6 protein-coding genes are annotated in these 5,444 nt (G+C 35.2%); 2 read left to right on the top strand and 4 right to left on the bottom strand.

Annotated features, from left to right (window positions below; all coding sequences use genetic code 11):
* Positions 1–163: 163 nt before the first annotated feature.
* The 3 genes from C1E99_RS08290 to C1E99_RS08280 all read right to left on the bottom strand — a co-directional run bounded on the left by C1E99_RS08290 (position 164) and on the right by C1E99_RS08280 (position 3,876).
* Positions 164–1,159 (bottom strand): ArsR/SmtB family transcription factor, encoded by a 996-nt coding sequence (locus tag C1E99_RS08290; RefSeq protein ID WP_105107378.1) that lies wholly within the window; start codon positions 1,157–1,159, stop codon positions 164–166.
* Between the two features lie 17 nt (positions 1,160–1,176).
* Positions 1,177–2,742 (bottom strand): ATP-binding cassette domain-containing protein, encoded by a 1,566-nt coding sequence (locus C1E99_RS08285; protein WP_105207240.1) that lies wholly within the window; start codon positions 2,740–2,742, stop codon positions 1,177–1,179.
* A gap of 396 nt (positions 2,743–3,138) precedes the next feature.
* Positions 3,139–3,876, bottom strand: a complete 738-nt coding sequence (locus tag C1E99_RS08280; protein ID WP_105207239.1) for a cyclase family protein — start codon at positions 3,874–3,876, stop codon at positions 3,139–3,141.
* Positions 3,877–4,061: 185 nt separating this feature from the next.
* Here C1E99_RS08280 and C1E99_RS08275 point away from each other — a divergent pair, with 185 nt between their 5' ends.
* Complete coding sequence (locus C1E99_RS08275) at positions 4,062–4,601, top strand: biotin transporter BioY (RefSeq protein ID WP_105207238.1); 540 nt, start codon at positions 4,062–4,064, stop codon at positions 4,599–4,601.
* A gap of 7 nt (positions 4,602–4,608) precedes the next feature.
* On the opposite strand, the gene C1E99_RS08270 is transcribed toward C1E99_RS08275, so the two are convergent.
* Complete coding sequence (locus C1E99_RS08270) at positions 4,609–4,824, bottom strand: YdbC family protein (RefSeq protein ID WP_024384626.1); 216 nt, start codon at positions 4,822–4,824, stop codon at positions 4,609–4,611.
* Between the two features lie 92 nt (positions 4,825–4,916).
* Between C1E99_RS08270 and C1E99_RS08265 the strand changes: the two genes are divergently transcribed.
* On the top strand, positions 4,917–5,240 hold the full coding sequence (locus tag C1E99_RS08265; RefSeq protein ID WP_105207237.1) for a hypothetical protein: 324 nt from the start codon (positions 4,917–4,919) through the stop codon (positions 5,238–5,240).
* Positions 5,241–5,444 lie beyond the last annotated feature (204 nt).

The following is a 5,444-nucleotide window of genomic DNA, read 5'->3' as shown; positions in this document are numbered from 1 at the left end:
AAAATGATAGTTTGAGCACTTTTCATTATAGGTCATATGGAACTTTTTTTCTATACTCAAAAAGGCTCCATAATTTCCATGGTGGATTTACCCACTACAGAAATTATAGAGCCTCTTTTTCTTATAAAACAATAATAACAACTACAATCATTTCAATTTTCCATTATAGTTCCAGTTCCTCTTTTAAATCAAGTAACACTTGTGAAAGTAAAGTTTTATTAATAGAGTACTTTCTTGTTTCAGAATCCTGAAAGATAATATTATGCTCCATCAAATACTTCAATTGGTAGGTCACTGCTGAAGATGAAATACCAAACTTTTCAGAAATTATTTTATTTGACCAGATTCCTTCATTAATGAACTTTATAATTCCAAATCGTGTTGGGTCAACAAGTGTTTTTAATACCTGCTCTCGGGTTCTTTGATTGATATTCCCTTTTCTTTTGAGAAGCGACCAATAATGATAGGTTTGACAGCCAATTCCTACGCATGAAAAATTTCCTGCAGTTATATAAAGCATCTTGTGTACTAAAAATGGTAAAACAAATTTTTCTCTTACTTCCTCAAATGATTCCTTATTAATATAGTCTGAAAAAACAACTTGATAAAGGTCATCGCTCTCTAATAGTAAACGTTTCGACTGCTCCTCTTCATTGGCTAAAGTCACTAACAACCGCTCTAAATACTGATTATATATTCTCCAGGTTTGCTTTAAGAACGCAATCATTTTTTTCTTGATTGTTTCATTAGAAAATAGAACGGTAGTCAATCGCCATTTATTAGTGTCAGAAAAAGGCGATGAAATAAGAGTTTCTAAACTAATTTCTTCATTTTTCTTTTCCGATTGCAAAATATAGACTGAGACAATTTCTGATAACTGTGACAAAGTCAAATCTTCTATATATGAACAATAATCAGCAAATGTAGAGATTGAAGGATTATGAAAGAAAATAGCACTCAGTAGATTATATTCATCGTTAACATACGGCAATAATTCATTTTTCTGCTTCATCAATGTCATCTGAAAAGAGTGAATGATTCCTAGAACTTCTTCCGACGTTACTTTTTCAACGTCCTTGTACTCACTTGTTTCTTGTATAGGATCATTTATCAAATCAAATGAAAATATATAATCTACTAGTCGCTCTCGCTCTGTCACTTCGCTATCCTCTTTTACTATAATTTTATTATTTCATCGAAACGTTTTGCGGTTTCACTATCTAAATGATGCGTTATAATTATCACGGTAGCCTCATTAGCTAGCACAATGTCATAAATTAATCTGGTTGTTTGTTCATCTAAATTCGCTGTTGCTTCATCTAAAACTAATATATCTTTCCCTCGTGCCAAAGCCCTGGCTAGAGCCAAACGTTGTCGCTGACCGCCTGAAAGATTTTTTCCATTCTCTTCAATTTTCATTTGTGCATCAAAGTTAGATAGCCCTAATTTTTCTAGCAATATGGCAATTTCATCATCTGTCATCTTGCTATCTAAATCAATATTGTTTTTAACGGTATCATTTAACAAGAATGTTTCTTGATTCACATAAGCGATTTTATCAAATAAATTTGATGTCTTATCCTTTGGCTTACCATTTATTAATACATCTCCTTTATATTGATCAATTTCACCTAATAAAACCTTTAATAATGTCGACTTCCCACTTCCGCTTTCACCCATTATAGCATATTTTTTACCTCTTAGAAAATTTCTATTAGAGAATAGTAAGGGTCTATCAAACTCTACACAAATATCATTAAGCTCAATTTTATTTATTTGTTCCTTATTGCTATCTTGAATACCTCTTGTGAGAACATCTATTTCTTGAAGTTCTGTCCAACCCTTTGCATCAGAAAACTTCTCTTCAAACAAATTCAAGCCAGATTTATAGAACTCACTTTCTGATAAATACTCCATAACTGAGCTCCCAAAACTTGGTATCAATGAGGTTACAGCAAGCAAACTCCCCGCACTTACTTTATTCTGTGTAACAAGATATGCTAGTACAGCCAAAGCAAATAAGCTGACTAATGAGTTAACAAGGGTTAATACAGCACTCATAACAGCTGCAAACCTTTCCGTCTTATAAACATAGTATGCATATTTTTTCACAGACTGGTAAGATTTTTTAAGAAATAGCGGAAAGCTACGTGATTCAAAAAACATTGTGAATCCCTGAAGCAATTCACGCATTTCACTCGTGTAAACAGCCTTAGCATTTTGTGCCCCAACAATATAAGTTGATAGCTTATTTTGAAAAAGATTAGGCACAAATATCATCACTAATGAGGCTAGAATTGCGATAATTCCCATTGTATAGTGAATAGATAACAATGCCACAAAACTACTAATAGCTACTGTTAGCATGCCCAATCTGGACATATATTTGTTTAAAATCAATTCAATGATTTTAGGTACATCATTAATATAGCGTGACAAATGCTCGCCATAATTATTTTGATGATAGAGAGTAAAGGACATGTCCGTAAATGAGGTATCTATTTCTTGTCCCAATGTTTCTTTCAGATTAGCACTGGCTTTTGCAATAGCCTCCATGGATAAATAAAGAAATAAACCATGTAAGACATAAAGTAGCAAAATAAATATTACATTTCTAATAAGGAGTGTCAAATCACTAACTGCGACTAAAACCAAGGCATAAGAAACCAAAACCTCTAAAATAGATTTAATGACTACTAAAAAAGCAGCAAGTTTGACACCTTTGTACTGTAAAAGCTTCATATCATTCCCCTAACTAACTGTATTTAAAAGGATTAGATACATAATATCTAATCCTTAAATTGTCATTTCATTACGCTTCATGATTGATGTATCAAAGAAAACAGAAAAACTATTCAACAACCACTACAATAATGATGACTTTTTTCAAAGGATTTACCATTACCTATTCCTCCTTATTTTAATACGCAATTAAATGACAAGTAAACTTAATTCAGTTCACGCTTATATTGTATCGTACCTGTGATAAAATGTCAACAGTTGTTTATATTTTTTCAGCGTTTGTTTAATTTAGTTGTTTTGATGGTTCATTTATCTGCAATAATTCAGAAACAATTTAATACTGCCACAGAAAAAAAGCCAGACAAGTGATTCAAACTCACTGCCTGGTCTTTTTTCTTATGGTAAAATGGCAATGGCACGCACTGGCGAACCAGAAGCCTTCTCCCAGTGTGGGAAGGCGATGGAAATCAAGGCTCCTGTTGCTGGCACCTGATCAAGATTATTCAAGACTTCCAACTGGTAGATGTCCTTAGACAAGAGATAATATTCTTCTGGTAGACTACCACCATTCTTGGCTGCCGAAACACCTGAATCCGTATCCAAGGTTTCATGACCAACTGCCTTAACTTGACGTTCTTCAATTAAATATTCTAAAGCTTCATGGCTCCAACCTGGTGTATGTTGCACACCTTGATCATCCAAGTTGCGAATAGCATCTTGACTTGGCCAACGTTTTGACCAATCCGAACGGAAAGCAACAAAGGATTCTGGCGCAATTGGGCCATGCTCAGCTTCAAAATCCAAAATATCTTGCTTGCTAATCTCATAATCATTATTTGCTGCAACTGCTTCGGACTTATCAATCACATAAAGAGGCAGGAGCAAATCTTTCAAGTCAATCTCATCCAGGTAACGCGCCCCCTCTACAAAGTGAACAGGCGGATCAATATGAGTACCATACTGACCAACAACTGTAAATTGCTCTACAAAAAATCCATCTTTGTGAGTAAATAAAGCCTTTTTCTCCAAGGCTGGAAGGGCTGGGAAATGGGGGCTATCTTCATTGATTTGATGGGTTAAGTCCACCCAAGTTTTGGATTTTAGTGTACGGTAAATTTCAAGTAGTTCTGACATAGATAGGCTCGCTTTCTTTTTTGTATCATTTTAGCATGAATGACCAAGCCTGCATAATATAAATTTTCTATCTACACCTATAAGTAAAAACTATAACACTGTGACACCTGATGATTGAAGCATTGACTTTCAACAGTAATCTCCCTATAATTTTGTTAACCAATAAAAATAATAAGGATAACAAAATGACAAACCATTCTACTAAATCTCTTGTTTACATCGCTATCGGAACAGCTCTTATTGCTGCCTTGTCTCAAATCAGCCTCTCTATCGGCCCTGTTCCCTTTACTCTTCAAACCTTAGCTATTGGACTAATCGCCTGTCTCTACAAACCAAAAGAAGCTCTTGCTAGCGTAGCTCTCTACTTAGCCTTAGGAGCTATCGGACTTCCTATCTTTGCTGGTTTTTCAGGCGGATTCGCTACTCTTGTAGGTCCAAACGCAGGCTTTCTGTGGGGATTCCTAATTTATGCAGTATTTACTTCAAGCCTCACTAAATCAGATTCATCACCAGTGACGGTTTTCTTAGCCTGCCTACTAGGAACCGCGACTTGCTTCCTTATCGGTTTGTTAGTCTTTAAGCTTGTTTCAGGTGCTAGCTGGTCAGATACGTTGGTATGGACGGTTCTCCCCTTTATCCTTCCAGATTTGACAAAAATTGCTTTGGTTACTAGCTGCCACCGCCTCTTGCAACCCATCACGAAAAAAGAAGCCTTTTTCGCTTAGGCTTCTTTTATTTATTTGCAAATGCATCCAACAAGACTTGGAATTCTTCATTGCTGAGCGTGATTCCTTTACCCATCTTGGTATGGTCGGGGCTCCAAGTTCGGATATCATACTTGGCCGGTGCACCATTAAAGGATACACGATTGAGTTCCTTGGTCCATCCCTTTTCATTTTCAGATAGGACCAAGAGTTTTTCTTCAATTTCAAATGTAAATTCTGCCATTTGTTACCTCCTTCACTTATTTATTCGAAAAAACTTGTCATTTTTGCGAAAATTCGTTACTATAATTATACCAAGTTTGAAAGGATAATGCCATGAAGAGATTTTTGGAAGTTATTTTAGAGCAAGTCAATATCTTTTTGGGCAATACCAAAGCTCCTAAGACTATCGAGCCAGATAGCAAGGAAGAGATAAAAAACAATTTAGAACTCGCTCTCTATAAAAAGGCAGCCATCCATGTTATCTATGCTGACCGAAGCTTTACAGGTGATATTGTTAAATACGATAAGGAGCGCCAACGGATCATCATGAAAAATTTCAAACGTCGGGTGACCAGTATTATCAACATTCAAGATATAAAGAAAATTACCTTGGTGCCTGAAAGCGTAAAAACATCTCAAAAACAAACAAAAAGTTAGATTATAATTTCCAAAAATTAGGACTAGTAATCTAACTTTTTAAATTTTCTTCAAAAAATAGACACAACAAAAACACCAACTCCGTTGGTGTTTCAGATTGCAGACAAACATCGTTTTGGTGTTTGTCTTTTTTACTGTTTTTAGGGAAAAATAGCTGTTTTGGTGCTTAAACCACCTCATCTGGACAAAATAAAAAGGCCTTCT

Source organism: Streptococcus suis, assembly GCF_002964045.1.
GTDB lineage: Bacteria > Bacillota > Bacilli > Lactobacillales > Streptococcaceae > Streptococcus > Streptococcus suis_U.
This window is presented reverse-complemented; position numbering and strand designations above follow the sequence as displayed.

Coding starts and splice junctions, on each gene's coding strand:
- C1E99_RS08285 (WP_105207240.1), bottom strand. CDS start 2,742: ATGAAGCTTTTACAGTACAAAGGTGTCAAACTTGCTGCTTTTTTAGTA.
- C1E99_RS08280 (WP_105207239.1), bottom strand. CDS start 3,876: ATGTCAGAACTACTTGAAATTTACCGTACACTAAAATCCAAAACTTGG.
- C1E99_RS08275 (WP_105207238.1), top strand. CDS start 4,062: ATGACAAACCATTCTACTAAATCTCTTGTTTACATCGCTATCGGAACA.
- C1E99_RS08270 (WP_024384626.1), bottom strand. CDS start 4,824: ATGGCAGAATTTACATTTGAAATTGAAGAAAAACTCTTGGTCCTATCT.
- C1E99_RS08265 (WP_105207237.1), top strand. CDS start 4,917: ATGAAGAGATTTTTGGAAGTTATTTTAGAGCAAGTCAATATCTTTTTG.